The organism is Allostreptomyces psammosilenae (genome assembly GCF_013407765.1).
In the GTDB taxonomy this organism is placed as follows: Bacteria; Actinomycetota; Actinomycetes; order Streptomycetales; family Streptomycetaceae; genus Allostreptomyces; species Allostreptomyces psammosilenae.
Genome location: NZ_JACBZD010000001.1, coordinates 1,356,349 through 1,380,640 on the forward strand (window position 1 = coordinate 1,356,349; position 24,292 = coordinate 1,380,640).

The window sequence follows — 24,292 nt, forward strand, 5'->3', positions numbered from 1 at the left end:
CCGCCGGCATACCCACCGGACCGCCGCCCGGCGGGGGAGCCACTCCCGGGCCCGCCGACCGGGCACCCGCCCCCGCCCCCGCCCCCGAGCCGCCCGACCCGGCGTCGGCCGGACCGTGGGCCTCGGACGGGCGGCACGGGCAGCAGGGGCGGCACGAACAGCAGGAGGAACCCGGACGGCACGGCCACCATGGCCACCTGCGGCGGCTGCACGCCTCCCCGCCACCGACCGCGTCCGCCGCCCCGCCGGTCGCCGCCGGCCCCCGGACGGCCCTGCGCCGCCTGCGCCGCGCCGACGGCGCCCCCGCCGCACCCGCCCGCGACGGCGCCGGTCCGTCCGCCCACCGCCGCCCGCTGCTGGCGGCGCGCCGTCCGCCCACCGCCCCGGCCCCGGTCGTGCCCCCGGCCGTCCCCGCGCGCCCCACCACCACCGGCCACCTCACCGACCTGGCCGAGGCCCTGGAGCGGTTCACCCGGCTGGCGCCCACCATCGACCGCTGGGGCGCCTGCCTGGCCACCCTGCTGCGCGACGGCGGGCGCCTGCTGGCCGCCGGCAACGGCGGCAGCGCCGCGCAGGCCCAGCACCTCACCGCCGAACTCGTCGGCCGCTACGTCGAGGAGCGCCGCCCGCTGTCCGCCATCGCCCTGCACGCCGACACCTCCAGCTGCACCGCGATAGCCAACGACTACGGGGTGGAGGAGATGTTCGCCCGCCAGGTCGGCGCGCACGGCCGCCCCGGCGACGTGCTGATGCTGCTGTCCACCAGCGGCCGCAGCGCCAACCTGGTCGCCGCGGCCGAGGCGGCCCGGGCGATCGGCGTCCAGGTGTGGGCGATGACCGGGCCGCGCCCCAACCCGTTGGCCGACATCGCCGACGAGGTGCTGTGCACCCCCGGCGCGCGCACCGCGACCGTGCAGGAACTCCACCTGGTCGCCGTGCACACCCTCTGCGGCGCCATCGACGCCGCCCTGGGGGAGCTCGGCCCCGGCCCCGGACCCGGCGCCGCCACGCCACCCGGCGCGGCGGCCGGTCCGGGCGCGACCCGCCGCCGGCCCGAGGCGGCGTCCGCCGACCCCGCCGGCACGGCCTGGAGCGGCCGGAGGAGGCACGCATGACGGCACGACGCCCGCTGGTCGTCGTCGGAGACCTGCTGCTCGACCGCGACCTGGACGGCACCGCCACCCGGCTGTGCCCGGACGCCCCCGCGCCCGTCGTCGACGACCCCGCGGAGACGCTGCGTCCCGGCGGGGCCGGGCTGGCCGCGCTGCTCGCCGCCCGGGACGGCCACGACGTCGTGCTGGTCACCCCGCTCTCCGACGACCCCCGGGGCCGCCGCGCCCACGCCCTGCTCCGCCCGCACCTGCGGGTGGTCCCGCTGCCGGCCGACGGACCCCCCGCCGAGAAGACCCGGATCCGCGCCGGCGGGCAGACCCTGCTGCGCCTGGACCGCGCCGGCGGCCGGCCGACCGGCGAGGTGCCGGACGAGGCGGTGCGCGCCGTGCGGACGGCCGGCGCCCTGCTGGTCGCCGACTACGGGCGCGGCGCCACCGCGCTGCCGGCGCTGCGCCGCGCCCTCGGCGAGCGCGCCGGCGCGGTCCCCCTGGTCTGGGACCCGCACCCGCGGGGCAGCGAGCCGGTGCCCGGCACCAGCGTGGTCACCCCCAACCAGGCCGAGGCGCTGGACTTCGCCGCCCGCCCCACCGCCGCCGGCTCCGCCGCCGCGCCCGCCGCGCCCGGCCCGGGGACGCTGGTCCACCGGATGACCGCGCTCGCCCACGCCCTGCGCGAACGCTGGAGCGCCGACGCCGTCTGCGTGACGCTCGGCGCCCGCGGCGCCCTGCTCGCCCGCGCCGCCGGGAGCACCTGCGCGGTTCCCGCGCCGGACGTCCTGGCCCCGGACCCGTGCGGCGCCGGGGACCGCTTCGCCGCGACCCTCGCGCTGCGCCTGGGCGGGGGCGCGCTCCCCGCCGAGGCGGTGGAGGACGCGGTGGCCTCGGCCGCCCGCTTCCTCGCGGCCGGCGGGGCCGCCGCCGTGCACGCCCGCCCGGCCGCGGCGCCCCCCGCGGAGTCCGTCGCCCCGGGGCGGGCCGCGTCCGGGACGGCGCTGCCCCCGGCCGCCGCGGCCGTGCGGGCCCGCGGCGGGACCGTGGTGGCCACCGGCGGCTGCTACGACCTGCTGCACGCCGGCCACGTCGCCACCCTGCGCGCCGCCCGCTCGCTGGGCGACTGCCTGGTCGTACTGCTCAACTCCGACGCCTCCGTGCGCGCCCTGAAGGGCCCGGGCCGGCCGCTCAACGACCAGCACGACCGGGCCGCCGTGCTCGCCGCCCTGGACTGCGTGGACGCCGTGGTGGTGTTCGAGGAGACCACCCCCGAGCGGGCGCTGCGCGCGCTCCGCCCGGACGTGTGGGTCAAGGGCGGCGACTACTCCGGCGCCGACCTGCCGGAGACCCCCCTGGTGGAGTCCTGGGGCGGCCGGGTGCTCACCGTGCCGTTCCTCTCCGGGCGCTCCACCACCTCCCTCGCCCAGGCCGCCGCCGAGTCGCTGCGGGCGGCCCGTGACGCCCGCGACGCCCGCGAAGCCCGCGACGGGGCGGGCCTCCCGGCCGGCGGCACCCCCGCCCGCCCGTCCGGACGGGCGTGGCCGCGGTGAGCCGGCCCCGCCTGCTGGTGCTCCGCGCCCTCTACCTGGGCGACTTCCTCACCGGCGTCCCCGCCTACCGCGCGCTGCGCCGGGCCTACCCGGACCACGAGACGGTGCTGGCCGCCCCGGCGCCGCTGGCCCCGCTCGTCCCGCTCACCGGCGCCTTCGACCGCCACCTGCCCGCCGGGGAGCTGGAACCCCTGGACTGGGCGGGGCCGCCGCCGGACGTCGCCGTGGACCTGCACGGCCGGGGATGGCGCAGCCACACCCTGCTGGAACGCCTGCGCCCCGGCCGGCTGATCGCCTTCGACGCCGACGACCGGCCGGACGGGCCGCCGGGCCCGGCCGCAACCGCCGGCCCGCCCCGGCCGGGTGGCGCGCCGGTGCGCTGGCGCGCCGGGGAGCACGAGGTGGAGCGCTGGTGCCGCCTGCTGGTGGAGCACGGCATCCCCGCCGACCCCACCGACCTGCTGCTGCCCCTCCCGCTGCCGGCCCCGCCGGCCGGGGGCGCCCGGAGCCCCGGGAGCCGCCGGCCTGCCGACCGGCGCGGCGTCCCCGCCGACCCGTGGGCCGGCACCCGGGCCCTCCCCGGGCTTCCCGGGCTCCCGGCCGGACGGCCGGGAGCCGCCCCCGGCGAGCGCGGCTACGTGGTGGTGCACCCCGGCGCCGCCGCGCCGGCCCGCCGCTGGCCGATGGAACGGTTCGCCGCGGTGGCCAGGGAACTGGCCTCGGCCGGCCGGCACGTGGTGGTCACCGGCGGGGCCGACGAGGAGTACCTCGCCGCCGAGGTGGTCCGCCAGGCCGACCTGCCGGCCGCCGCGCTGCTCGCCGGCCGCACCGACCTGGCCGCGCTGGCCCGGGTGGTCGCCGGCGCGGACCTCGTGGTCTGCGGCGACACCGGAACCGCCCACCTCGCCAGCGCCTTCGCCCGGCCCTCCGTCGTGCTGTTCGGGCCGGTGCCGCCGCGCGAGTGGGGGCCGCCGCCCCGCCCCTTCCACGTCGCCCTGCACGCCGCCCCCGACGGCTACCGGGGCGACCCGCACGGCGCGGTGACCGACCCCGCGCTGGAGGCACTCGGCGTCCCCGAGGTGCTGGACGCCTGCGCCCGGGCGCTCGCCGCGGCCGACGCCCGCGCCCGCCCGGCGGCCGCCGCCCCGCCCGGCCCCCTCCGCCCGCCTCCGCCCCTGACGCGCGTTCCGGGACCCACGCCATGACCGACTCGCAGCGCCCCGACCGCACCCTCCTGGTCGGCTGGTTCAGCTTCCTGCACGGCGAGGCCACCGCCGGCGACGTCCTCGCCCTCGGCGCCGTCCGGGCCGCCCTGGAGCGGGCCGGCGCGCCGTACGACGTCGCCTGGAGCCCCGGCTTCCGCCCCGGACGGCTCTGCCTGGACGACGTCCGCCCGCAGGACTACGGCACGCTGGTGTTCGTCTGCGGGCCCGTCCACGGGCCGCAGGTCGCCGGGTTGCACGGCCGGTTCGCGGACTGCCGCCGGCTGGCCGTCGGGGTCAGCGTGATCGACCACGACGACCCGGCGGCGGCCGGCTTCCACCGCGTCTGGGCCCGCGACGCGCCCGACACCGACCTGGCCCAGGCGCTGCCCGACCTGTCCTGGGCCGCCCCACCGCCGCCGCCCTCGCCGCTGCCGCCGGCCCTGTCACCCGCCGCGCCGCCGGTGGCCGGCGTGGCCCTCACCCGCGAGCAGGGCGAGTACGGCGAGCGGCGCCGGCACGGCGTCATCGTGGACACCATCACCGGCTGGCTGACCGGCCTGGAGTGCGCCCGGCTCCCCCTGGAGACCCGCCTGGACCGCGCCGACCCCTGGCTGCCCCGCACCCCCGAGCAGTTCGAGGCCGTGCTGCGCCGGGTGGACGTGATGGTCACCAACCGCCTGCACGGGCTGGTGCTCGCCCTGCGCAACGGGATCCCGGCGCTCGCGGTGGACTCCGTGCTCGGCGGCGGCAAGGTCACCGCGCAGGCCGCCGTGGCGTCCTGGCCCGCGCTGCTGCGCGCCGAGGAGGTCACCGCCGAGGGCCTGGACCACTGGTGGCGCTGGTGCACCAGCCAGGAGGGCCGGGAGGCGGCCCGCGAGGCCGCCCGCACCCTCCCCGGCACGCCGACGCCCCAGCTGGAGGCGCTGGTCGACGCGCTCGGCGGGCGGCGGGCGGGGCCGGAGTGACCGGCGCGCCACCGGGGCCGCTGGGAACTCGGTGGCCGCCGGGCCCGGCCGGCTGGGAGCATGCCGGGCATGGACGATGCCCTGTTGCGACGCGTCGAGCGGGCGGCCGGCGTCCCGGACCTCGTCGAGGTGTTGGCCGACCGCCTCAGCCCCAGCGACCTGCACTCCCTGCTGCTCGCGGTGCACCGGCGCCGGGCGGCCGCGACCACGCCGGCCCGGGTTCTGGAGCGCTACGCGGGCGGCCGGCTGTTCCGCCCCTCCCCGGTCGCGCCGGCCCTGTTCGCGGCCTTCGACCGGCTGGCCCTGCCCGTGCTCGACGACGCCGGCTTCACCGGGCTGGACCTCTCCCCGGTCACCCCGCTGGGCACGGTCGCCGCCGTGGCCACCGTCGACCAGAACCGGGTGCTGGCCGCGGACCGCGGCGGCGAGGTGGTCGCCGACTCCACCAACACCCTCGCCCTGGAGTGCGCGCTGCGGCGCCGCGCCCGGCTGCGCGAGGACCGCGGGGACGCCGGGACGGTGCGGCTGTTCGCCCTGCACCGCCTGGTGCGCGCCCAGCCCGTGCCCGAGGGCTGGCGCCCGCACTTCCGGATGCTGGCCCTCACCACCGCCGGCCGCGACACCGGGTCGTTCCGGTTCGAGACCCAGGCCCTGCGGGGACAGCTCGAGGTGCTCCTGCGCCTGCTGCGCGAGGCGGGCCGGCAGGGCTTCGCCCTCGGCCGCCTCCGGGTGGCGCTGACCGAGCTGGACCGGGTGCCGCGCGAGGTGGAGCTGCGGGAACGCGTCATGGAGCCGCTGGCCGAACGCTTCCCCGAGGTCGAGCTGGCCTTCGACGACCAGCGGGTCGTCGGCCGGGGCTACTACCGCCGGGTGTGCTTCCACGTCCACGCGGTCACCCCCGACGGCACCGACATCGCCGTCGCGGACGGCGGTTTCACCGACTGGACCGGGCGGCTGCTCGGCAACGCCAAGGAGCGGCTGCTGGTCGGCGGCCTCGGCGTGGAGCTGCTGTGTCAGCTCTTCCGCGCCGAGCCGGCGTCAGCTGACGGCTCACGGCTGACGGCTGACGGCTGACGCGCCGCCGCCCGGTGGGCGCTGTTAGCGTCACGGGGACGGACACCCGCCGGACCGGGAGCCGGGCGGGCGGGGGAGAGGAGGGGGAACGGTGCGCCAGTTCGCCGGGGAGTTCGAGATCCACCTCACCGTGCGGCTGCCGGACGGCCCCGAGCCCGGCGGCGGGCCGCAGGCAGGGGCGGAGGACGGGACGCCGGCCGCCGAGCGGCGGCTGCGCGCCTGGGCCGCCGCCCACGGACTGAAGTACACCCACATCGTGCTGGACCGCGGCCGCACGCCGCGGCAGCCCATGGTGAGCCGGACCCGCGCCGGCACGCTCACGGCACTGCGCGAGGAGGCGTCCGGGCTGGCCGACGGTCTGGCGGCGGCCGGGTTCGCGGTCGTGCGCACCAAGATCGAGGCCGCGCCGTGGAACCAGGACGTGCCGGGCTCCCCCGAGCAGGCCGTCGGGCGGGGCGCGCACGAGTACTTCGAGCACCACGTCAAGGTGGTGCTCGGCGGCGAGGCCGAGGTCGTGGCGCTGGCGCGGACCGCGGCGCCGCACGGCGGACACGTCTCCCGCAACGCCCGGCGGGTCGTCGGGGACGGTCGGCAGGAACGTTTCGTCACCCAGCGGTGCCGCGGGGTGGGGCGCCCGGAGGCCGCCGCACGGCTGGCCGCGCTGGTGGAGGACCTCACCGCCGCCGGTCACCGGGTCGTGGAAGTGGAGGAGGAGTACGTGGTGCACGACGACAACCTGGCCGTGGACGCCGGCTGGGCGGAGGACGACACGCCGGCGGCCCGGCCCGGCCGGGGGGAGGGCGCGCGGTGAACACCTCATGGGCCCGGTGGCCGGCGATCGGCGGCGGCCCGTACCGGCCCGGTTTGCCGCCCCCCGCCCCGCCGGCCGGCGCCGGGGACTTCCCCCGGACCTACCAGCCGGTCGCGGTGTCGGCCGGCGTCCGGCAGGAGCCGATCTTCGATCCGGCGCTGAAGCACTACTTCCGGGCCTTCCGGGCCGGTGAACCGCTCTTCGACGACGAGCCCACCGCCCTGCGCTGGCGGGCCGCGCGCCGGGCGGTGATGGACCACCTGCTGGCCCGGCTCGCCGACTCGCCCTGGCAGGAGAACCTCGTGCTGCGCGGCAGCGTGCTGCTGCGCGCCTGGTTCGGGGACCGCGCCCGGGAACCCGGCGACCTCGACTGGGTCGTGCTGCCGCACACCGCCGCACCGGACGGCCCGCTGGCCGCCGAGCTCTTCGCCGGCGTGCGCGAGGCCGTCCGCGCGCACCCCCGGGTCACCTCGTCGGCACCCGGAACCCCCGCCGAGGTGCTCCTGCTGCCCGACCGCGTCACCACCGACGAGATCTGGACGTACGAGCGCGCCGAGGGGCGGCGCCTCGTCCTGCCCTGGCGGGCCGAGGGGCTGCCGCCGGGCACCGTCCAGATGGACTTCGTCTTCGGCGAGAGGCTCCCCGAGCCGCCCGAGGTCTGCCTGGTGCCCGCGGCCGACCCCGAGCGGGAGCCCGCCCTCGTCCTCGGCGCCGGACGGGGCCTGTCGCTCGCCTGGAAGCTGCTGTGGCTGGTCGGCGACTCCTACCCGCAGGGCAAGGACCTCTACGACGCCGTGCTGCTGGCCGAGCACACCACCCTGGAGCCGGAGCTGCTGCGCCGCGTGCTGGAGCCGGCCTACCCGGACGTCCCCCGCGAGGTGGGTCCGGAGACGGTCGTCGCCCTGACGGGCGTGGAGTGGGCGGAGTTCCAGGCCGAGTACCCCGACGTCCCCGGCACGGCGCGGGACTGGCAGCACCGGCTGGCCGACGCCCTGCGCTCCGCCCTGGACCGGGCCGGCTCCTGATGCTCCCGGCCACCCGGCCGGCGCCACCCGGCGGACGTCACCCGGCCGGCGCGGTCACGTGCTCGGTCGTGCCGCCGGGCTCCGGCGCGGTGCCGGGCCGGTACGGGTAGGCGACGTCGGCGACGTGCTCGTCCGGGGCGGCGGTCGCCCAGTTGGGGTAGGTGACCTCCCGGGCCGGTCCGCCCGGCCGCAGGCCGCGCTCCGCCAGCGCGGCGGAGACGGCGTCGTGGACGGCGACCATCGACGGGTAGGCGCAGTCCCGCTTGGCGACGCGGACGTAGACCTCGCGGTGCGCCGGCTCGAAGCGCACGGCGATCCGGCCCGCCGGCTGGACCGGGCCGGTGGTCGGCGCGCAGACCTCCACCGGGCCCTCGCTGTCCTCGCTCACCAGACCGTGGTAGAGGGTCAGCACCGGGCCGCTCAGGGGCGCCCCGGCGGCGGTCAGGTGGGCGAAGAGCGCCTCGGAGCTCTCCCGCAGGGTGGTGGCCAGCCCGGCGGCGTCGGTGTGGGACTGGATGCTGACGACCATCTGCTCGGCGACGTCCCGCTCCAGCAGGACGTGCTCCCACCCGGCCCCGGCCTCCGGCGCTCCCCGGCCCTCCAGCACCGCGCGGACGTGGGCCACCAGGCGCCGGTGGGCGGCGTGCCGGCTCTCCCGGCCGCTCCAGTAGTCGGCGAGCTCCGCGCTCGCCCGGGCCCCGTCGAGGTCGAGGAGGGCGCCGATGCGGGACAGCGGCACGTCCAGGGCGCGCAGCAGCGCGATCCGCCTGGCCCGCTCGACGTGTTCCGGCGTGTAGTAGCGGACGCCGGTGCGCGGGTCGACACGGTGGGGGAGCAGCAGTCCGCGGTCGCCGTACAGGCGCAGCGCCTTGCGGGTCAGGCGGGTACGGTCGGCCAGGTCGCCGATGGTGAGGTGGCTGTGGCTGTTCACCCGGCCAGCCTGGCCCATGCCCCAGGGGCACGGGCAAGCGGCCTTCCGGCGGCGTCAGGGGACGTGCCGGGCCAGCGCCGTGCAGGCGTCGGCGCAGCGCCGGCACGCCTCGGCACAGATGCGGCAGTGCTCGTGCGTGGGGGCGTGCCGCTCGCACTCCTCGGCGCAGCTGGTGCAGACCTGCATGCAGGCGGTCAGCAGCGAGCGGCTGACCGCGGCGTTGAAGCCGGTGTTGCGGGCCAGCACCCGGGCGGTGGTGGCGCAGACGTCCGCGCAGTCCATGTCCAGCCGGATGCAGGTGGCCAGGTCCGCCGGGTTGGGTTCGGCCAGGCAGGCGTCGGCGCAGACGGTACACGCCTCCGCGCACTCGTCCAGCTTCGCCAGGCACTCCACCAGCAGGTCCTGGGGCAGCGGTCCCGCTCCCCGCGGGTGGCTGGCGAGCATGGTGTTGGCGATGGGGGCGGTCATGGTGGCCTCCGGATGCTCCTGGTGCTCGTGGTCCCCCGTCCCGTGGGGCCCACGGGGCTCGCGGTGCCCGCGGCGCTCGGGGGCGCCGGTGTGCGGCCTCCGCGTCCGTTCGGGGTACCGTCCCGGCCTACCACCGAGCACCGGCCCCATGCGTCCGCGGGCACGGACACGCCCCGTGCCCCGGCCCACGCCCCGTGCCCCGGCCCACGGGCCGGCCCCGCGGCGCCCGGCACCGGGAGCACGCCGGCACATTCGGGCCAGTGCCCCGCGCACCCGCGTGGACCAGCCCCGGGCGCTCCCCGGGTGCCGTAGCGTTGGCGCCACGCACCGCGCCCCGCCGGCACGCGCCGAGCGGTCGCGCGGCGGTACGTCCACGTCTTCACACCTCCGAGGCCGCCATGCCCACATCCGCCTCCGCCGGCACCCCCAGCAGCTCCGCCGCCCCGGGCGGCGTGCCGGTCGCGGTGCTCGGCAGCGCCAACGCCGACCTGGTGGTCACCGTCGGCCGGGCGCCGGGGGCGGGCGAGACCGTCAGCGGGCACGGCTTCACCACCACGGTCGGCGGCAAGGGGCTCAACCAGGCGGTCGCCGCCGCCCGGGCCGGGGCGCGGGTGCGGATGGTCGCCACCGTCGGGGACGACGTCCACGGCCGCCTGCTGCGGGACACCCTGGCCCGGGAGGGCGTGGACACCGACGCGCTGCGCGTCCACCCCGGCCTGCCCACCGGCACCGCGCACATCACCGTCGAGGACGACGGCGAGAACCGGATCGTCGTCGTGCCCGGGGCCAACGCGGCCACCGGCGCCCACCCCGACGACCTGCGGGCACTGCGCGACCGCCCGCCCCGCGTGCTGCTGCTCCAGCTGGAGATCCCCGTCCCGGCCGTGGTGGCCGCCGCGCGCGCCGTCGCGCCGTCGGGCACCCGGGTGGTGCTCACCCCGGCCCCGGTCCCGCGCGGCGGACTCCCCGGCGACCTGCTCGGACAGGTGGACCTGCTGGTGCCCAACCAGCACGAGGCGTGTGCGCTGGCCGGCACCGGCGACCTCGCCGAAGCCGTCCGGTGGCTGCTGCGCCGGGTGCCCGAGGTGGTGGTGACCCTCGGCGCGCGGGGCTGCCTGCACGCCACCCGCGACGGCGGCCACACCGTCGTCCCGGCCGTCCCGGTGACGGCCGTGGACACCACCGGCGCGGGGGACGTCTTCGCCGGAGTGCTGGCCGTCGCCCTGGCCGAGGGGAGCCCCGTCGACGGGGCGCTGCGCCGCGCCACGGCCGCCGCCGCCCTCTCCGTCACCCGGTCCGGTGCCGCGGCCTCGGCCCCGCGCCGGGACGAGATCGACCGCGCGGTGCGGCCCGCCGCCCCGGCCGGGCGGGCCGCCCGCGGCTGACCCGCCGGCCGGCTACGGCGCCTCGGCCTGCCGCGGCGCCTCGGCCGGGTCGCGCCGGGCCGCCCACTCCCGCGCGAGCATCGCGTAGACCACCTCGTCGGTCCACTCGCCCTTGACCCACTCGTTCTCCCGCAGGTGCGCCTCCCGCCGCATCCCGAGGCGCTCCAGCACCCTGGCCGAGGCGGTGTTCCGGGCGTCGAGGCGGCCGCACACGCGGTGCAGCCCGAGCGAGTCGAAGGCCACGGCGAGCATCACCCGGGACGCCTCGGTGGCGAAGCCCCGGCCGTGGAAGTCGGGGTGGAAGACGTAGCCGATCTCGCCCTGCCGGTGCTCCCGGCTGCGCAGCACCAGGTTGACCTCGCCGACGACCCGGCCGGTGGCCCGCCACTCGGCGGCGAGCACCAGCGGCTCGTTCTCGGCGACCACCGTCCAGCGGGACTTCTTCCGCAGGTTCGCCTCGGAGTCCGCCCGGTCGGCGGGCTCCGTGTACAGGTAGCGGTGGACGTCGGGGCGGGACCGGTAGGCGTGCAGGTCGTCGAGGTCGTCGGGGTCGTCGGGGCGGAACGGACGCAGGGTGAGGCGCGTGGTCTCCCACGGGAAGTCAGGAAGGGGCATCCGGGGATGCTAGAGCGGGCGACGGGCCGTGGGCGAGCGGATTCTGCCGCCGCCGGCCGGCCTCCCGCGGCCCCGCGGCCGGCTGTCGGATCCGCCCGGTACGGTGGGCCGGACGGCACGCCGGCGGGTGGCGTGCCACGGGCGGTCAGGGGGCCGGCATGGACGCTGTCACACCTCGGCACCGGGCGGCGCCCCCGGCGGTGGACGCGCCGGGGGAGCGGCCGGTGCCGGCCACCGCCCCCGACCCCGCCCCGCCCGCGCGGCGCCCCGGCCGGATCCGGCCGGCCGCCCGGGTGGCGGTGGTGCACGAGGGGCGGCTGCTGCTGGCCGCCTACCGCAGGGTGGACGGCTCCGAGTGGTACGCGCTGCCCGGCGGCGGCCAGGAGCCCGGCGAGACGATGGCCGAGGCCGCCCGCCGGGAGGCCCTGGAGGAGGCCGGCGTGGAGGTGGAGGTCGGGCCGCTGCTGTGGGTCCGCGAGTACCTGCCGGCGCGTCACCCCGACTACCACCAGGAGAACTGGCTGGACGACAGCCCCGGTGTGCAGCACCTCCAGCTGGTGTTCCTGGCGGCCCCGGTCGGCGCGGTGCCGGAGCGTCCGGTGCCGCGCTCGCCCGACGACGAGCAGCTGGGGGCGGTGTGGGTGACCGCCGCGGAGCTCGCGGGGCTCACGCTCTCCCCGGCCGCCCTGCACCGCCCCCTGCTCGACCTGCTGCGCCACGGCACCCGCCCGGAGGACCCCTACCTCGGCGAGACGCTCTGAGCCGGTGCCGGGGCCGGTACCGGGCTAGGAGCGACCGGTGAAGTGGCTCTTGGCGATCACGCCGTGCACGCCGACCGTGCGGTCGACCACCTGCGAGACGGCGAAGTCGGCGGCCGCGGACAGGTAGGCGTACGCCACCGCGCGGTCCATCCCGAGGTCCGCCTCCAGGAAGTCGAGCGCGTTGACGACGGCGCGGCGCATCGCCACGTCCAGGTCGCTGCCCTGGCCACCGCCCTGGGCGCCGTCCGGGTCCGACAGCCCGATGGGCAGCCACGCCTGCTCGGTCTCCCCGAACGGGTAGCGGAAGGCCACCGAGGGAGCGTCGCCGGAGCCCGGCTTGCACACGGTCAGCCGGAAGGTGGTGCGCAGGGAGCCCTCGACCGCGGTGAGGGCGACCTCGCCGTTGGCCATCGCCAGGTGCGGGTCGCCCGTGTAGAACAGCGCGCCCTCGGCGAAGACCGGCAGGTAGAAGGCGCTGCCGGAGCCCAGCAGCCGGATGTCGATGTTGCCGCCGCCGAGGGTCGGGGGGATCGAGTTCAGCGCCGGCGCGGTCGGTGACTCCGCCTCGGCGAAGGCCACCCCCATCATCCCCATGTGCGGGTTGACCGGGAAGGCCACCTCCCCGGAGGAGCCGAGCGGCAGGACCCCGTTCACCGCTCCGCCGGTGCCGCGACGCAGGCGGGTGAGGACGGAGACGTTGCCGTAGCGGGCGGGGTCCCCGGTGGCCCGCCCGTCGGTCGCCACGGGCGGCATCACCTCCGCCATGGTGATGCCGGCGGCCGCCGACCCGTCCGACTGCCTGGCCAGCGCCCCCTTGCCGTGCCGGCTGGAGATCACCCCGTAGGGCACGCGGGGCATCAGGGAGAGCGGCTCGACCTTCAGCACGTCGCCGGGCTCGGCGCCCTCGACGTAGACGGGGCCGGTGACCACGTGCGGACCGTCCAGGTCGAAGTCGCGCTCGGTGCGCCGGTAGTCGCGGGCGATGGCCACCGCGTCGTGGAGCACCTGGCTCGCCGGGACGCCCTGCCGCCCGAACCACGCCCGCGGGTCGCGGCCCTGGTCCTCCAGCAGGCCCTCGTGGGAGACCGAGTCGACCGTCACGGTCTGGCCGGATCGTATGCGCAGGACGGGATCGCTGCCGACCGACGGCACATAGCCCCAGCGCACCTGCTCGGGCAGCGAGGACAGGTAGTGCTGCCCGTGGATCGGGCCGCTGCCCGGCTGGAGGACCTCCCTGGGGTAGTGGATCCGCCCCGCCGGAACCGCCGCCTCGGCGTGGCCGGCGGCCAGCACCGGCGCCGCCGCCCCGGCGGCGGTCACCGCCGCGGCGGCCCGCAGCAGACCCCGGCGCCCGAGGCGGTCGACGAGCATGTCCCGGACCTGACCGAGATCCGTCGGGTGCGCATCCATGTGGCTGTCCTCCGAAGGGCGCGGGAGCTGATTTTCGGCCATCCCTGATCGGAGGGCCGCGCCCTTTCTAGGAGCCGCGGCTTTCGCCCACGTCACCTTCCGATGCCGTCCGTGTTAAGGCGCCGGCCGGCGCCGGCTCGGGGCGGGCCCGGCCGCCGTCCCGGCCGGTGGCCAGCACCGCGACGACCGCCACCATGGTCAGCGCGACCGCCAGCACGGCGGCACCGGTGGCCAGACGGGCCGGCCAGGCGCCGGCGCCGAGTCGCTCGCCGCGCCGCACCGGCCGCAGCAGGCGCGCCAGGAGCAGGGCCAGCAGCGGGAGCTGGAGCGCCCACAGCGTGGTGCGCGGCCAGCCGTCGAACCACACGTTGGTGCCGTACAGCAGGGTGTGCCAGACGCTCAGGGCGTAGGTGACCACGACCAGGCGGTGCAGCGTCCGCCAGGTGCGCGGGCCGATCCGCCGCCGCAGGTAGAAGGAGAGCCCCAACAGGGCGGCCAGGTAGAGCGCGGCCTGGCCGATCGGGATGGCCAGCCGCCCGGTGCCGGAGGAGTAGCCGCCGGGGACGAAGGTGTCCACGAAGCCGGTCAGCAGGCGGTCGCCCCAGCCCAGCGCCGCCTCGTAGCGCACCAGCTCGGCGAAGAACATCACGGCGTGGCCGGTCATCAGCACCAGGGTGTTCAGGCTGGTGGTGCGGTGCCACCGCTCCAGGGTGCGCGGGGAGACCCGGAGCCGGCCCGGCCGCTGACCGGCGACCAGCAGGCCCAGCGCGACGGTCAGATAGGCCCACAGCAGCCCGGCCCAGCCGAACGCCTGGCTGAGCCAGTACATCCAGTACTCGCCCGCGTCCGCCAGGTCCGGCATCACCTCCAGCGTCGCCGACTCCCCGGAGCGCACGCGCAGGAAGAGGAAGCCGAACACCGACGCGGTCACGGCGAGCGCGGCCAGGCCGTCGGGGACGGCCGCCCGCAGGTCCGCCGCGAGCGCCGTCCGGGCGCCGTCCGGGCGGGCGCGCGCCTCGGCGGGAGGCGCGGACGCGCGGGCGTGGCCGTGGCCGCGCCCGCCGTGGCGCGTGGGGTCGGTCCGGGGGTCGGTCGCCATGGGCCGCCTACCTTCGACGTCTGTCGCGGGCCTGATGGAGACATGGTCGGCCGCCGACCCCGTCTGGTTCCCGGGACTTCCGCCAGACTTCCCGCCCCGCGCCCGGTCAACCGCGCCCGCTCGGCGGAGCCCGGTCCACCGCCCCCGCGTCGACCGCGCCCGGCCGGCCCCTACCGGGGGACCACCTCGACGGTGACCGGGGCGTGGCCGGGCCCGCGCGGGGGCAGCCGCCGCACCGAGGCCAGGTTCTCCGCCAGCACGGTGGCGTCCGCCAGCTTCTCCAGCGGGGAGGTGGTCGCCAGCGCCACCACCTCCATCCCGGCCGCCCGGGCCGCGGCCACCCCGGCCGGGGCGTCCTCGAAGACCAGGCAGCGCTCCGGGGCCACGCCGAGCTTCTGCGCCCCCAGCAGGAACGGCTCCGGGGACGGCTTGCCCCGGCTCACGTCGTCGGCCGTGACCACCAGCGGCGCGGTCAGCCCGGCCGCGCCCATCCGGGCCTCCGCCAGCGGCACCGAGCAGGAGGTGACGATCGCCCAGGGCGCCCCGTCCAACGAGGCCAGCAGCTCCCGGGCGCCCGGCAGCAGCACCAGCCCCTCGGCCGTGGAGACCTCGAGCTCCTCGATCCGCGCCTGGCCCTCGGCCCACCGCTCCCGCGGCAGCACCTTGGTGACGATGTTCGACGAGGGCTGGCCGTGGCTGTAGACCCGGGCGAAGTCCTCGGGCGCTATGCCGAACTCCTCCGCCCACAGCGCCCAGCAGCGCTCGGTCACCGGCCCCGAGTCCACCAGGGTCCCGTCCATGTCGAACAGCAGCGCGTCAGCGTCAAGAATCACGCGTCAACCCTAGCCACCGAACATCCCCCACCAGGGGGGATCCGCCCGGTGACCCCGGTGCCCGGCAGGTGGGCCTGCTCACATCCGGGCGCGACCGGCCGCCCGCCGGGCGCCGCCACCGCGCAGAGCGACACCGGGGACACGCGGCGCGAGGGCCGGATTGACGAGCTCCGTTCCGGCGTGCTGGGATGCCAGACGCCACCACGCGGAGGGCAATGGAGGAAGCCGGTGCGAATCCGGCGCGGTCCCGCCACTGTCACCGGGGAGTCCACGCGCACACGTCAGCCACGGCCGGCACCGTCCGGCTGGAAGGCCGCGCGTCGGGCGACGATCCGGGAGCCAGGACACTCGTGCCCCCGCTCCGCTTCGACCCGGGGCGCGGACCCCGAGTGAGGACACCGCCATGATCGGCACGCCGCCGACCCCGCCGGACCGCCCCAGCGCCGGGGGCGGGAGCACCACCGCCCGCGCCCCGCGCCCGCCCCGCGCGCACTGACCCGTGCGCGCCGAACACGCCTGGGTGGTCGGCGCCGCGGCCGGATATCTCGGCGACCGTCTGCTTGGCGACCCCCGTCGCGGCCACCCCGTGGCCGCCTTCGGGCGCGCCGCGGCGGCCCTGGAGCGACGGCTGTGGCGGGACGCCCGCCTGCCCGGAGTCCTGCACACCGGCCTGAGCGTCGGCGCGGTCACGGCCGCCGCCGCGCTGACCGACCGGCTCACCCGCCGCCACCCCGCGGCCCACGCCGCGCTGGCCGCCACCGCGGTCGCCTCCGTGCTCGGCGGCACCACCCTGGGCCGCGAGGCCCGGGCGATCGCCGCGCACCTCGACGCCGGGGACCTCGACGCCGCCCGGGCCCGCCTGCCGCACCTGTGCGGGCGCGACCCGCAGGCGCTCCAGGCGCCGGACATCGCCCGCGCCGTCGTGGAGTCCGTCGCCGAGAACACCTCCGACGCGGTCGTCGGCGCCCTGGTCTGGGGCGGGCTGGCCGGCACGCCGGGGCTGCTCGCCTTCCGCGCCGTCAACACCCTGGACGCCATGGTCGGCCACCGCTCCCCGCGCTACCGGTCCTTCGGCTGGGCCGCCGCCCGGCTCGACGACGCCGCCGGCCTGCCCGGCTCCCGCCTCACCGTCGCGCTGACCGCGCTGGCCGGACCCCACCCGGCCCGCGCGCTGCGCACCGCCCGGCGCGACGGCCGCCGGCACCCCAGCCCCAACGCGGGCCCGGTGGAGGCGGCCTTCGCCGGCGCCCTCGGCGTGCGCCTCGGCGGGACGCTCAGCTACGGCGGGCGCGTCGAGCACCGGCCGGTGCTCGGCGCCGAGCTGCGCCCGGTGGACACCGCGGACATCGAACGCGCCGTCCGGCTCTCCGGTCGGGTCGGCCTGCTGGCGCTGGCCGCCGGGCTGACCGGCCGTCTGGCCGCCACCGCGCTGTCCGCCCGGCTCCGCGGCGCCGCCGGAGCCGTGGCGGCCCCCCGACTCCCCGTCCGATCGCGTCGGCGTCCGCGCCGGCGCCGGCCACAGCAGTGAAGGAGGCGCCGATGAGCGGCGCGCTGCTCGTCGCGGGCACCCACTCGGACGCCGGCAAGTCCGTGGTCACCGCAGGCATCTGCCGGTGGCTGGTCCGCCAGGGCGTCTCGGTGGCGCCCTTCAAGGCCCAGAACATGTCGCTGAACTCGATGGTCACCGCGGACGGCGCGGAGATCGGGCGCGCCCAGGTCATGCAGGCCGCCGCGGCCCGGATCGAGCCCACCGCCGAGATGAACCCGGTGCTGCTCAAGCCCGGCGGCGAACGCAGCAGCCAGGTGGTGCTGCTCGGCCGCGCCGTCGGCGAGCTGTCCGCCGCCCGCTACCACGGCAAGCAGGCCGTGCTGCTGGACACCGTGCTGGACTGCCTGGCGACCCTGCGGGCCCGGCACGACGTGGTGGTCTGCGAGGGCGCCGGCAGCCCCGCCGAGATCAACCTGCGGCACAGCGACATCGTCAACCTGGGCCTGGCCACCGCCGCCGGCCTCCCCGTGGTCGTCGTCGGCGACATCGACCGCGGCGGCGTCTTCGCCTCCCTCTACGGCACCCTCGCCCTGCTCTCCCCGACCGACCAGCGTCACATCGCCGGCTTCCTGATCAACCGCTTCCGCGGCGACGTCGGCCTCCTCGAACCCGGCCTCGACATGCTGCGCGGCCTCACCGGCCGCCCGGTGTACGGGGTGCTGCCGATGCTGCAGGGCCTCGGCATCGACGAGGAGGACGGCCTCGGCCTCGCCTCCCGAACCGGCGCCCCCACCGCGCCCCCGCACGGCGAGGAGGTGCTGCGGGTCGCCGTCGTCGCCTGGCCGCTGCTGTCCAACTTCACCGACATCGACGCCCTGGTCGCCGAACCCGGTGTCACCGTCCGCTTCACCGACCGCCCGGAGGACCTCGCCGACGCCGACCTGGTCGTCCTCCCCGGCACCCGCGGCACCGTCCGCGCCCTGGACTGGCTCCGGGAACGCTCCTTCGACACCGCGCTCGCCGCCCGCGCCGCCGCCGGCCGCCCCATCCTCGGCGTCTGCGGCGGCTACCAGGCCCTGGCCCGCACCATCGACGACCCGGTGGAGTCCCGACGCGGCCGGGTGCCCGGCCTCGGACTGCTGCCCACCCGGGTGCGGTTCGCCCCGGACAAGACCCTCGGCCGGCCCGAGGGCACCGGCTACGGCCACCCGGTGCGCGCCTACGAGATCCACCACGGCGTCGTCACCGTCGACGACGACCCGGACACCACCGCCTTCCTCGACGGCTGCCGCACCGGCGCCACCTGGGGCACCACCTGGCACGGCGCCCTGGAGAACGACGCCTTCCGGCGCGCCTTCCTCAGCGACGTCGCCGCCGTGGCCGGCCGCCGCTTCGTCCCGGCACCCGACACCTGCTTCGCCGCGCTCCGCGAGGCCCAGCTCGACCGGCTCGGCGACCTGATCGAGCGGCACGCCGACACCGACGCGCTGTGGCGGCTCATCGAGAACGGCCCGCCCGACGACCTGCCGTTCATCCCGCCCGGCGCGCCCTGACCCCCCCGCCCGGCCCGCCCCCGTCCGCACCCCCGCCCGTTCCCCGAGGAAGCCCCCCATGATGCTGCTGCTGTCCACGGCGGACACCGACCTGCTCGCCGCCCGCGCCTGCGGGGCCGACTGGCGCACCGCCAACCCCACCCGCACCACCCCCGAGGAACTGCCGGCGCTGCTCGACGGCGCGCGCCTGGCCGTCGTCCGCCTGCTCGGCGGCAAGCGGGCCTGGGAGGACGGCCTGGCCGCGCTCGCCGCCGCCGGCGTGCCCACCGTGCTGCTCGGCGGCGAGGCCACCCCCGACGCCGAGCTCATGGCCGCCTCCACCGTGCCCGCCGGGGTCGTCGCCGAGGCGCTGCGCTACCTGGTGGAGGGCGGCCCGGAGAACCTCGCCCAGCTCGCCCGCTTCCTCTCCGACACCGTGCTGCTCACCGGCGAGGGCTTCGAACCGCCGCGCCCCATGCCCGCCTTCGGGGTGCACGGTGCGCGCGGGAGCGTCCCCGGACGGCCCACCGTCGGCGTGCTGTTCTACCGCGCCCACGAACTGGCCGGGAACACCGCCTTCGTCGACACCCTGTGCGAGGCGATCGAGGAGCGCGGCGGCAACGCCCTGCCGGTCTACTGCGGCTCGCTGCGCTCCGCCGACCCGGCCCTGTTCGAACTGCTCGGCCGCTGCGACGCCCTGGTCACCACCGTCCTCGCGGCCGGCGGCAGCCGCGCCGCCGACGCCTCCGCCGGCGGCGACGAGACCTGGGACGTCGGCGCCCTCGCCGCCCTGGACGTCCCCGTGCTCCAGGCCCTCGCCCTCACCTCCTCCCGGGCCGCCTGGGACGCCTCCGACGCCGCGCTCAGCCCGATGGACGCCGCCATGCAGGTGGCCATCCCGGAGTTCGACGGGCGCCTGATCACCGTCCCGTTCTCCTTCAAGGAGACCGGCCCCGACGGCATCCCGGTCTACACCGCCGACCCGGAGCGGGCCCGGCGCGTCGCCGGCACCGCCGTCGCCCACGCCCGGCTGCGCCACCTGGACAACTCCACCAAGCGCCTCGCCGTCGTGCTCTCCTCCTACCCGACCAAGCACTCCCGGGTCGGCAACGCGGTCGGCCTGGACACCCCCGCCTCCGCCGTGGTGCTGCTCGACGCCCTGCGCGACGCCGGCTGGGACGTGGGCCCCGGAGCCGGGGACGGCAGCGAGGGCACCTACCCGCCGGACAGCGACGAACTGATCCACCGGCTGATCGCCGCCGGCGGCCACGACGTGGAGTGGCTGACCGAGGAGCAGCTGCGCGCCGCGCCCGCCCGGGTGCCGCTCGCCGACTACACCCGCTGGTTCGAGGCGCTGGAGCCGGAGCTGCGCGAGGCCGTCCGCGAGCACTGGGGCGAGCCGCCCGGCAGCCTCTACGTCGACGACCCGGGCGACGGCTCCGGGCCGGACATCGTGCTGGCCTCCCTGCGCTTCGGCAACGTCGTGCTGATGATCCAGCCCCCGCGCGGCTTCGGCGAGAACCCCATCGCCATCTACCACGACCCCGACCTGCCGCCCTCGCACCACTACCTGGCCGCCTACCGCTGGCTGGCCACCGCCGAGGAGGACGGCGGCTTCGGCGCGGACGCCGTCGTCCACCTGGGCAAGCACGGCACCATGGAGTGGCTGCCCGGCAAGGGCCTCGGCATGTCCGCCGCGTGCGCGCCGGACGCCGTCCTCGGTGACCTGCCGCTGGTCTACCCGTTCATCGTCAACGACCCCGGCGAGGGCACCCAGGCCAAGCGGCGCGGGCACGCCACCGTCGTCGACCACCTCATCCCCCCGATGGCCCGCGCCGACTCCTACGGCGACCTCGCCAAGCTGGAACAGCTGCTCGACGAGTACGCCCTGGTCAGCGACCTCGACCCGGACAAGGCGCCGGCCGTGCGCGGGCAGATCTGGCAGCTGGTCAAGGCCGCCGAACTCCACCACGACCTGCACGTGGACGACATGCCGGCCGAGGACGACTTCGACGAGTTCGTGCTGCACATCGACGGCTGGCTGTGCGAGATCAAGGACGTGCAGATCCGCGACGGACTGCACGTCCTCGGCGCCGGACCGGTCGGCGAGGCGCGGGTCAACCTGGTGCTCTCCGTGCTGCGCGCCACCCAGATCTGGGGCGGCCGCGCCCAGGCCCTGCCCGGACTGCGCGCCGCGCTCGCCGCCCACTTCGGCCTGGACGAGAAGGCCCTGCTGGCCGAGCCGGGCGCCCGCCTCGCCGTGCCCGCCGAACTCACCGCGCTGGCCCAGGGCCCCTCCCGCACCGCCTCCGACGCCGTCGACGCCATCGAGACGCTGGCCCGGCGGCTGGTGCAGGCCATGGAGGACGCCGGCTGGGCACCCGACGCCGACCCGGCCGGCATCACCCGCGCCGTCCTCGGCGCGGACGACGGCGAACACGTCCGGGCCGTGCACGCCGTGCTCGCCTTCGCCCGCGACGAGGTGGTGCCGCGGCTCGCCCGCACCGGCGACGAGGTCGCCCACGTGCTGCACGCCCTGAGCGGCGGCTACGTGCCCGCCGGCCCCTCCGGCTCGCCCACCCGCGGCCTGGTCAACGTGCTGCCGACCGGCCGCAACTTCTACTCCGTCGACCCCAAGGCGATCCCCTCCAAGCTCTCCTGGGAGGTCGGCCAGGCCCTGGCCGACTCGCTGATCGCCCGCCACCTCGCCGACACCGGGGAGTACCCGCGCTCGGTCGGGCTGACCGTGTGGGGCACCTCCGCCATGCGCACCCAGGGCGACGACATCGCCGAGATCCTCGCCCTGCTCGGCTGCCGGCCGGTCTGGGACGACGCCTCCCGCCGGGTGACCGGCTTCGAGATCGTCCCGACGGCCGAGCTGGGCCGGCCGCGGATCGACGTCACGGTGCGCATCTCCGGCTTCTTCCGCGACGCGTTCCCGCACGTCATCGCCTTGATCGACGACGCGATCAGCGCGGTGGCCGCGCTGGAGGACGAGGGCCCGGCCGACAACCACCTGCGCGCCCACGCCCTGGCGGACGCCGCCGAGCACGGCGACTGGCGGCGCGCCACCACCCGCGTCTTCGGCTCCAAGCCCGGCGCCTACGGGGCCGGCCTGCTCCCGCTGATCGACGCCCGCAACTGGCGCTCCGACGCCGACCTCGCCGAGGTCTACGCCGTCTGGGGCGGTTACGCCTACGGGCGCGGCCTGGACGGCCGCCCGGCGCGCGGCGACATGGAGGCCGCCTTCCGGCGGATCTCGGTGGCGGCGAAGAACCAGGACACCCGGGAGCACGACGCCTTCGACTCCGACGACTACTTCCAGTACCACGGCGGCATGGTCGCCATGGTCCGCTCGCTCACCGGCACCTCGCCCGCCGCCTACATCGGCGACTCCGCCGTCCCCGAGCAGGTCCGCACCCGCACCCTCGCCGAGGAGACCAACCGGGTCTTCCGCGCCCGCGTGGTCAACCCGCGCTGGATGGCGGCCATGCGCCGCCACGGCTACAAGGGCGCCTTCGAGATGGCCGCCACCGTCGACTACCTGTTCGGCTACGACGCCACCGCCGGCGTGGTCGCGGACTGGATGTACGAGAAGCTGGCGGAGGCGTACGTCTTCGACGAGGCCAACCGCGACTTCATGCGGCGCTCCAACCCCTGGGCGCTGCGCGGCATCACCGAACGCCTGCTGGAGGCCGCCGACCGCAAGCTGTGGTCGGAGCCGGAGGCCGACACCCTGCGCCGCCTCCAGCAGACCTATCTGGAGCTGGAGGGCGAGCTGGAGGCCGGCGCCGACGACGAGGCGGCCGGCGCCGGCGACACCGCGACCGGGAAGGGACCCGCCCGATGACCCACTACCCGTTCACCGCCATCGTCGGCATGGCCGACCTGCGGCTCGCCCTGCTGCTCAACGCCGTCTCGCCCGCCGTCGGCGGCGTGCTGGTGCGCGGCGAGAAGGGCACCGCCAAGTCCACCGCCGTCCGGGCACTGGCCGCGCTGCTGCCCGACGTGGCGACCGTCGCCGGCTGCCGCTTCTCCTGCGACCCCGACCGCCCCGACCCGGCCTGCCCGGACGGACCGCACCCGTCCGGGGCGCCGGCCGAGACCCGGGCCGCCCGGATGGTGGAGCTGCCGGTCGGCGCGGGGGAGGACCGCCTCGCCGGCTCCCTCGACATCGAGCGCGCCCTGGCCGAGGGCGTCAAGGCGTTCGAACCGGGGCTGCTGGCCGCCGCCCACCGCGGCATCCTCTACGTCGACGAGGTCAACCTGCTGCACGACCACCTCGTCGACCTGCTGCTCGACGCCGCCGCCTCCGGCACCTCCACCGTGGAGCGCGAGGGCGTCTCCGTGCGGCACGCCGCGCGCTTCCTGCTGGTCGGCACGATGAACCCGGAGGAGGGCGAGCTGCGTCCGCAGCTGCTGGACCGCTTCGGGCTCACCGTGGAGGTCGCGGCCTCCCGCGACACCGACCAGCGGGTCGAGGTGGTCCGCCGCCGCCTCGCCTTCGAGGACGCGCCCGACGCCTTCGCCGCCCACTGGGCGCCGCACGAGGCGGAGCTGGCGGCGCGCGTCCGGGCCGCCCGCGCCCTGCTGCCGTGCGTCGTGCTGGGCGACGCGGCGCTGCGTCAGATCGCCGCGGTCTGCGCGGCCTTCGAGGTCGACGGCATGCGCGCCGACCTGGTCACCGCCCGCACCGCCACCGCGCTGGCCGCGTGGGCCGGTCGCACCGAGGTCACCGCCGAGGACGTCCGGCAGGCGGCGCTGCTCTCCCTGCCGCACCGGCGCCGCCGCAATCCGTTCGACGCGCCCGGCCTGGACGAGGAGCGGCTGGACGAGGTGCTGGAGCGGCACGCCCCGCCGCCGCCCCCCTCGGCCGGCTCCGGCACCGGCGAGCCGGCCGGGTCGGACGGGGCCGAGGCGACGGACGGGCCGGAGGACGACCCGGACGGGGACGGTCCCGGCCCCGGTGGCGGCGGGACGCCCCGCGGCGACGTGCCGCCGCCCCGCGACGGCGAGCACCCGGAGACCGGTCCGGGCGCCGACGCCCCGGACCCGGCCGGCGGCCACGGCGCCGACCACAGCGCCGATCGGGGCGCCGATCCCCGTCCCGGCGCCGCCGACGGCACGGGCGGCGCGCACGGGGACGCCGAGCCGGACGCCGCCACGGCCGAACCGGACGCGCCGTACCGCACCCGCCTGTTCCAGGTCTCCGGGCTGGGCACCGGCGCGGACGGCCGCCGCTCCCGCGCCCGCACGGACCGCGGCCGGGCCATCGGCGCCCGCCGCCCCGACGGCCCCCTCTCCCACCTCCACCTCGCCGCGACGATCCGCGCCGCGGCCCCGCACCAGGCCGCCCGCGGCCGGACCGGGCCCGGGCTGGTGATCCGGCGCGACGACCTGCGCGAGCAGGTGCGCGAGGGGCGGGAGGGCAACCTGGTGCTGTTCGTCGTGGACGCCTCCGGCTCGATGGCGGCCCGGCAGCGGCTGGGCGCGGTGAAGGGCGCGGTGCTCTCCCTGCTGCTCGACGCCTACCAGCGCCGCGACAAGATCGGCATGATCACCTTCCGGGGCACCGGAGCCGAGGTGGCGCTGCCCCCGACCTCCTCGGTGGAGGCCGGGGCGGCCCGGCTGCGCGCCCTGCGCACGGGGGGCCGCACCCCGCTGGCCGCCGGGCTGCTGCGGGCGGCGGAGGTGCTGCGGGTGGAGCGGCTGCGCGACCCGCACCGCCGCCCGCTGCTCGTCGCGGTCACCGACGGGCGCGCCACCGGCCCGGGCGACCCGCTGCGGGAGGCCGGCCGGGCCGCCCGGCTGCTGGCCGCCGGCGGCGTCGGCGCCATCGTGCTCGACTGCGAGTCGGGGCCGGTGCGCCTCGGGCTGGCCGGCGTGCTGGCGCGGGACCTCGGCGGCGAGGCGGTACGCCTGGAGCAGCTGCACGCCGACGGGGTGGCCTCGGTGGTCCGCCAGGCCACGGCGAACACCCCCGGCGCGGCCCGCGGGGCGGCCTGAGCGCCCCGCCCCAGCGCGCACCCCACCCCA

Annotated in this window: 19 protein-coding genes and 1 riboswitch; of the genes, 13 read left to right on the top strand and 6 right to left on the bottom strand. The window is 77.9% G+C overall.

Annotated elements, in window-relative coordinates:
- Nucleotides 1–395: 395 nt before the first annotated feature.
- The 7 genes from FHU37_RS05330 (at nt 396) to FHU37_RS27405 (ending at nt 7,733) form a co-directional block, all read left to right on the top strand.
- On the top strand, nt 396–1,115 hold the full coding sequence (locus FHU37_RS05330) for a D-sedoheptulose-7-phosphate isomerase (RefSeq protein ID WP_376774012.1): 720 nt from the start codon (nt 396–398) through the stop codon (nt 1,113–1,115).
- Nucleotides 1,112–2,653: a D-glycero-beta-D-manno-heptose 1-phosphate adenylyltransferase gene (rfaE2, locus tag FHU37_RS05335; protein ID WP_179813062.1), complete on the top strand. Its 1,542-nt coding sequence runs from the start codon at nt 1,112–1,114 to the stop codon at nt 2,651–2,653. The genes FHU37_RS05330 and rfaE2 overlap by 4 nt, the downstream gene beginning before the upstream one ends.
- Complete coding sequence (locus FHU37_RS05340; RefSeq protein WP_179813063.1) at nt 2,650–3,858, top strand: glycosyltransferase family 9 protein; 1,209 nt, start codon at nt 2,650–2,652, stop codon at nt 3,856–3,858. The genes rfaE2 and FHU37_RS05340 overlap by 4 nt, the downstream gene beginning before the upstream one ends.
- Entirely contained in the window at nt 3,855–4,823 is a 969-nt protein-coding gene (locus FHU37_RS05345; RefSeq protein ID WP_179813064.1) for a polysaccharide pyruvyl transferase family protein, read from the top strand. The genes FHU37_RS05340 and FHU37_RS05345 overlap by 4 nt, the downstream gene beginning before the upstream one ends.
- A gap of 69 nt (nt 4,824–4,892) precedes the next feature.
- A complete protein-coding gene (locus FHU37_RS05350; protein WP_179813065.1) occupies nt 4,893–5,897 on the top strand; it encodes a hypothetical protein in 1,005 nt (334 codons plus the stop codon).
- A 91-nt stretch (nt 5,898–5,988) separates the two neighbouring features.
- Nucleotides 5,989–6,708, top strand: a complete 720-nt coding sequence (locus tag FHU37_RS27400; protein WP_312892434.1) for a hypothetical protein — start codon at nt 5,989–5,991, stop codon at nt 6,706–6,708.
- Complete coding sequence (locus FHU37_RS27405; RefSeq protein WP_312892435.1) at nt 6,705–7,733, top strand: nucleotidyl transferase AbiEii/AbiGii toxin family protein; 1,029 nt, start codon at nt 6,705–6,707, stop codon at nt 7,731–7,733. The genes FHU37_RS27400 and FHU37_RS27405 overlap by 4 nt, the downstream gene beginning before the upstream one ends.
- Before the next feature lie 37 nt (nt 7,734–7,770).
- Here FHU37_RS27405 and FHU37_RS05360 read toward each other — a convergent pair whose 3' ends face one another.
- On the bottom strand, nt 7,771–8,664 hold the full coding sequence (locus tag FHU37_RS05360; protein WP_179813066.1) for a MerR family transcriptional regulator: 894 nt from the start codon (nt 8,662–8,664) through the stop codon (nt 7,771–7,773).
- A 54-nt stretch (nt 8,665–8,718) separates the two neighbouring features.
- Nucleotides 8,719–9,132 carry a four-helix bundle copper-binding protein gene (locus tag FHU37_RS05365; protein WP_179813067.1) on the bottom strand — a complete coding sequence of 138 codons (414 nt, stop codon included), beginning with the start codon at nt 9,130–9,132 and terminating at the stop codon, nt 8,719–8,721.
- Between the two features lie 398 nt (nt 9,133–9,530).
- Between FHU37_RS05365 and FHU37_RS05370 the strand changes: the two genes are divergently transcribed.
- Nucleotides 9,531–10,517, top strand: coding sequence for a ribokinase (locus FHU37_RS05370; RefSeq protein ID WP_179813068.1), 987 nt, complete (start codon nt 9,531–9,533; stop codon nt 10,515–10,517).
- 12 nt (nt 10,518–10,529) lie between these two features.
- On the opposite strand, the gene FHU37_RS05375 is transcribed toward FHU37_RS05370, so the two are convergent.
- Entirely contained in the window at nt 10,530–11,132 is a 603-nt protein-coding gene (locus FHU37_RS05375) for a GNAT family N-acetyltransferase (RefSeq protein ID WP_179813069.1), read from the bottom strand.
- A gap of 158 nt (nt 11,133–11,290) precedes the next feature.
- On the opposite strand from FHU37_RS05375, the gene FHU37_RS05380 reads away from it, so the two are divergent.
- Nucleotides 11,291–11,893 carry an NUDIX domain-containing protein gene (locus tag FHU37_RS05380; RefSeq protein WP_179813070.1) on the top strand — a complete coding sequence of 201 codons (603 nt, stop codon included), beginning with the start codon at nt 11,291–11,293 and terminating at the stop codon, nt 11,891–11,893.
- A 24-nt stretch (nt 11,894–11,917) separates the two neighbouring features.
- Here FHU37_RS05380 and FHU37_RS05385 read toward each other — a convergent pair whose 3' ends face one another.
- The 3 genes from FHU37_RS05385 to FHU37_RS05395 all read right to left on the bottom strand — a co-directional run bounded on the left by FHU37_RS05385 (nt 11,918) and on the right by FHU37_RS05395 (nt 15,235).
- Nucleotides 11,918–13,303, bottom strand: coding sequence for an acetamidase/formamidase family protein (locus FHU37_RS05385; protein ID WP_246449577.1), 1,386 nt, complete (start codon nt 13,301–13,303; stop codon nt 11,918–11,920).
- Between the two features lie 67 nt (nt 13,304–13,370).
- On the bottom strand, nt 13,371–14,402 hold the full coding sequence (locus tag FHU37_RS05390; protein ID WP_179813072.1) for a ferric reductase-like transmembrane domain-containing protein: 1,032 nt from the start codon (nt 14,400–14,402) through the stop codon (nt 13,371–13,373).
- A 170-nt stretch (nt 14,403–14,572) separates the two neighbouring features.
- The gene (locus FHU37_RS05395; protein ID WP_179813073.1) at nt 14,573–15,235 is read right to left on the bottom strand and encodes an HAD-IA family hydrolase; all 663 of its coding nucleotides are present in this window, start codon (nt 15,233–15,235) and stop codon (nt 14,573–14,575) included.
- A 219-nt stretch (nt 15,236–15,454) separates the two neighbouring features.
- A riboswitch (cobalamin riboswitch) is annotated at nt 15,455–15,584 on the top strand.
- Nucleotides 15,585–15,734: 150 nt separating this feature from the next.
- On the opposite strand from FHU37_RS05395, the gene FHU37_RS05400 reads away from it, so the two are divergent.
- From FHU37_RS05400 to FHU37_RS05415, 4 genes are all read left to right on the top strand, one after another.
- Nucleotides 15,735–16,763, top strand: a complete 1,029-nt coding sequence (locus tag FHU37_RS05400) for a cobalamin biosynthesis protein (RefSeq protein ID WP_179813074.1) — start codon at nt 15,735–15,737, stop codon at nt 16,761–16,763.
- Nucleotides 16,764–16,774: 11 nt separating this feature from the next.
- On the top strand, nt 16,775–18,277 hold the full coding sequence (locus tag FHU37_RS05405) for a cobyric acid synthase (protein WP_179813075.1): 1,503 nt from the start codon (nt 16,775–16,777) through the stop codon (nt 18,275–18,277).
- Between the two features lie 61 nt (nt 18,278–18,338).
- A complete protein-coding gene (gene cobN, locus FHU37_RS05410; protein WP_179816036.1) occupies nt 18,339–22,106 on the top strand; it encodes a cobaltochelatase subunit CobN in 3,768 nt (1,255 codons plus the stop codon).
- The gene (locus tag FHU37_RS05415; RefSeq protein WP_179813076.1) at nt 22,103–24,262 is read left to right on the top strand and encodes a putative cobaltochelatase; all 2,160 of its coding nucleotides are present in this window, start codon (nt 22,103–22,105) and stop codon (nt 24,260–24,262) included. The genes cobN and FHU37_RS05415 overlap by 4 nt, the downstream gene beginning before the upstream one ends.
- The last annotated feature ends 30 nt before the right edge of the window (nt 24,263–24,292 follow it).

Coding starts and splice junctions, on each gene's coding strand:
- rfaE2 (WP_179813062.1), top strand. CDS start 1,112: ATGACGGCACGACGCCCGCTGGTCGTCGTCGGAGACCTGCTGCTCGAC.
- FHU37_RS05345 (WP_179813064.1), top strand. CDS start 3,855: ATGACCGACTCGCAGCGCCCCGACCGCACCCTCCTGGTCGGCTGGTTC.
- FHU37_RS05350 (WP_179813065.1), top strand. CDS start 4,893: ATGGACGATGCCCTGTTGCGACGCGTCGAGCGGGCGGCCGGCGTCCCG.
- FHU37_RS05365 (WP_179813067.1), bottom strand. CDS start 9,132: ATGACCGCCCCCATCGCCAACACCATGCTCGCCAGCCACCCGCGGGGA.
- FHU37_RS05370 (WP_179813068.1), top strand. CDS start 9,531: ATGCCCACATCCGCCTCCGCCGGCACCCCCAGCAGCTCCGCCGCCCCG.
- FHU37_RS05375 (WP_179813069.1), bottom strand. CDS start 11,132: ATGCCCCTTCCTGACTTCCCGTGGGAGACCACGCGCCTCACCCTGCGT.
- FHU37_RS05380 (WP_179813070.1), top strand. CDS start 11,291: ATGGACGCTGTCACACCTCGGCACCGGGCGGCGCCCCCGGCGGTGGAC.
- FHU37_RS05385 (WP_246449577.1), bottom strand. CDS start 13,303: ATGGATGCGCACCCGACGGATCTCGGTCAGGTCCGGGACATGCTCGTC.
- FHU37_RS05390 (WP_179813072.1), bottom strand. CDS start 14,402: ATGGCGACCGACCCCCGGACCGACCCCACGCGCCACGGCGGGCGCGGC.
- FHU37_RS05405 (WP_179813075.1), top strand. CDS start 16,775: ATGAGCGGCGCGCTGCTCGTCGCGGGCACCCACTCGGACGCCGGCAAG.
- cobN (WP_179816036.1), top strand. CDS start 18,339: ATGCTGCTGCTGTCCACGGCGGACACCGACCTGCTCGCCGCCCGCGCC.
- FHU37_RS05415 (WP_179813076.1), top strand. CDS start 22,103: ATGACCCACTACCCGTTCACCGCCATCGTCGGCATGGCCGACCTGCGG.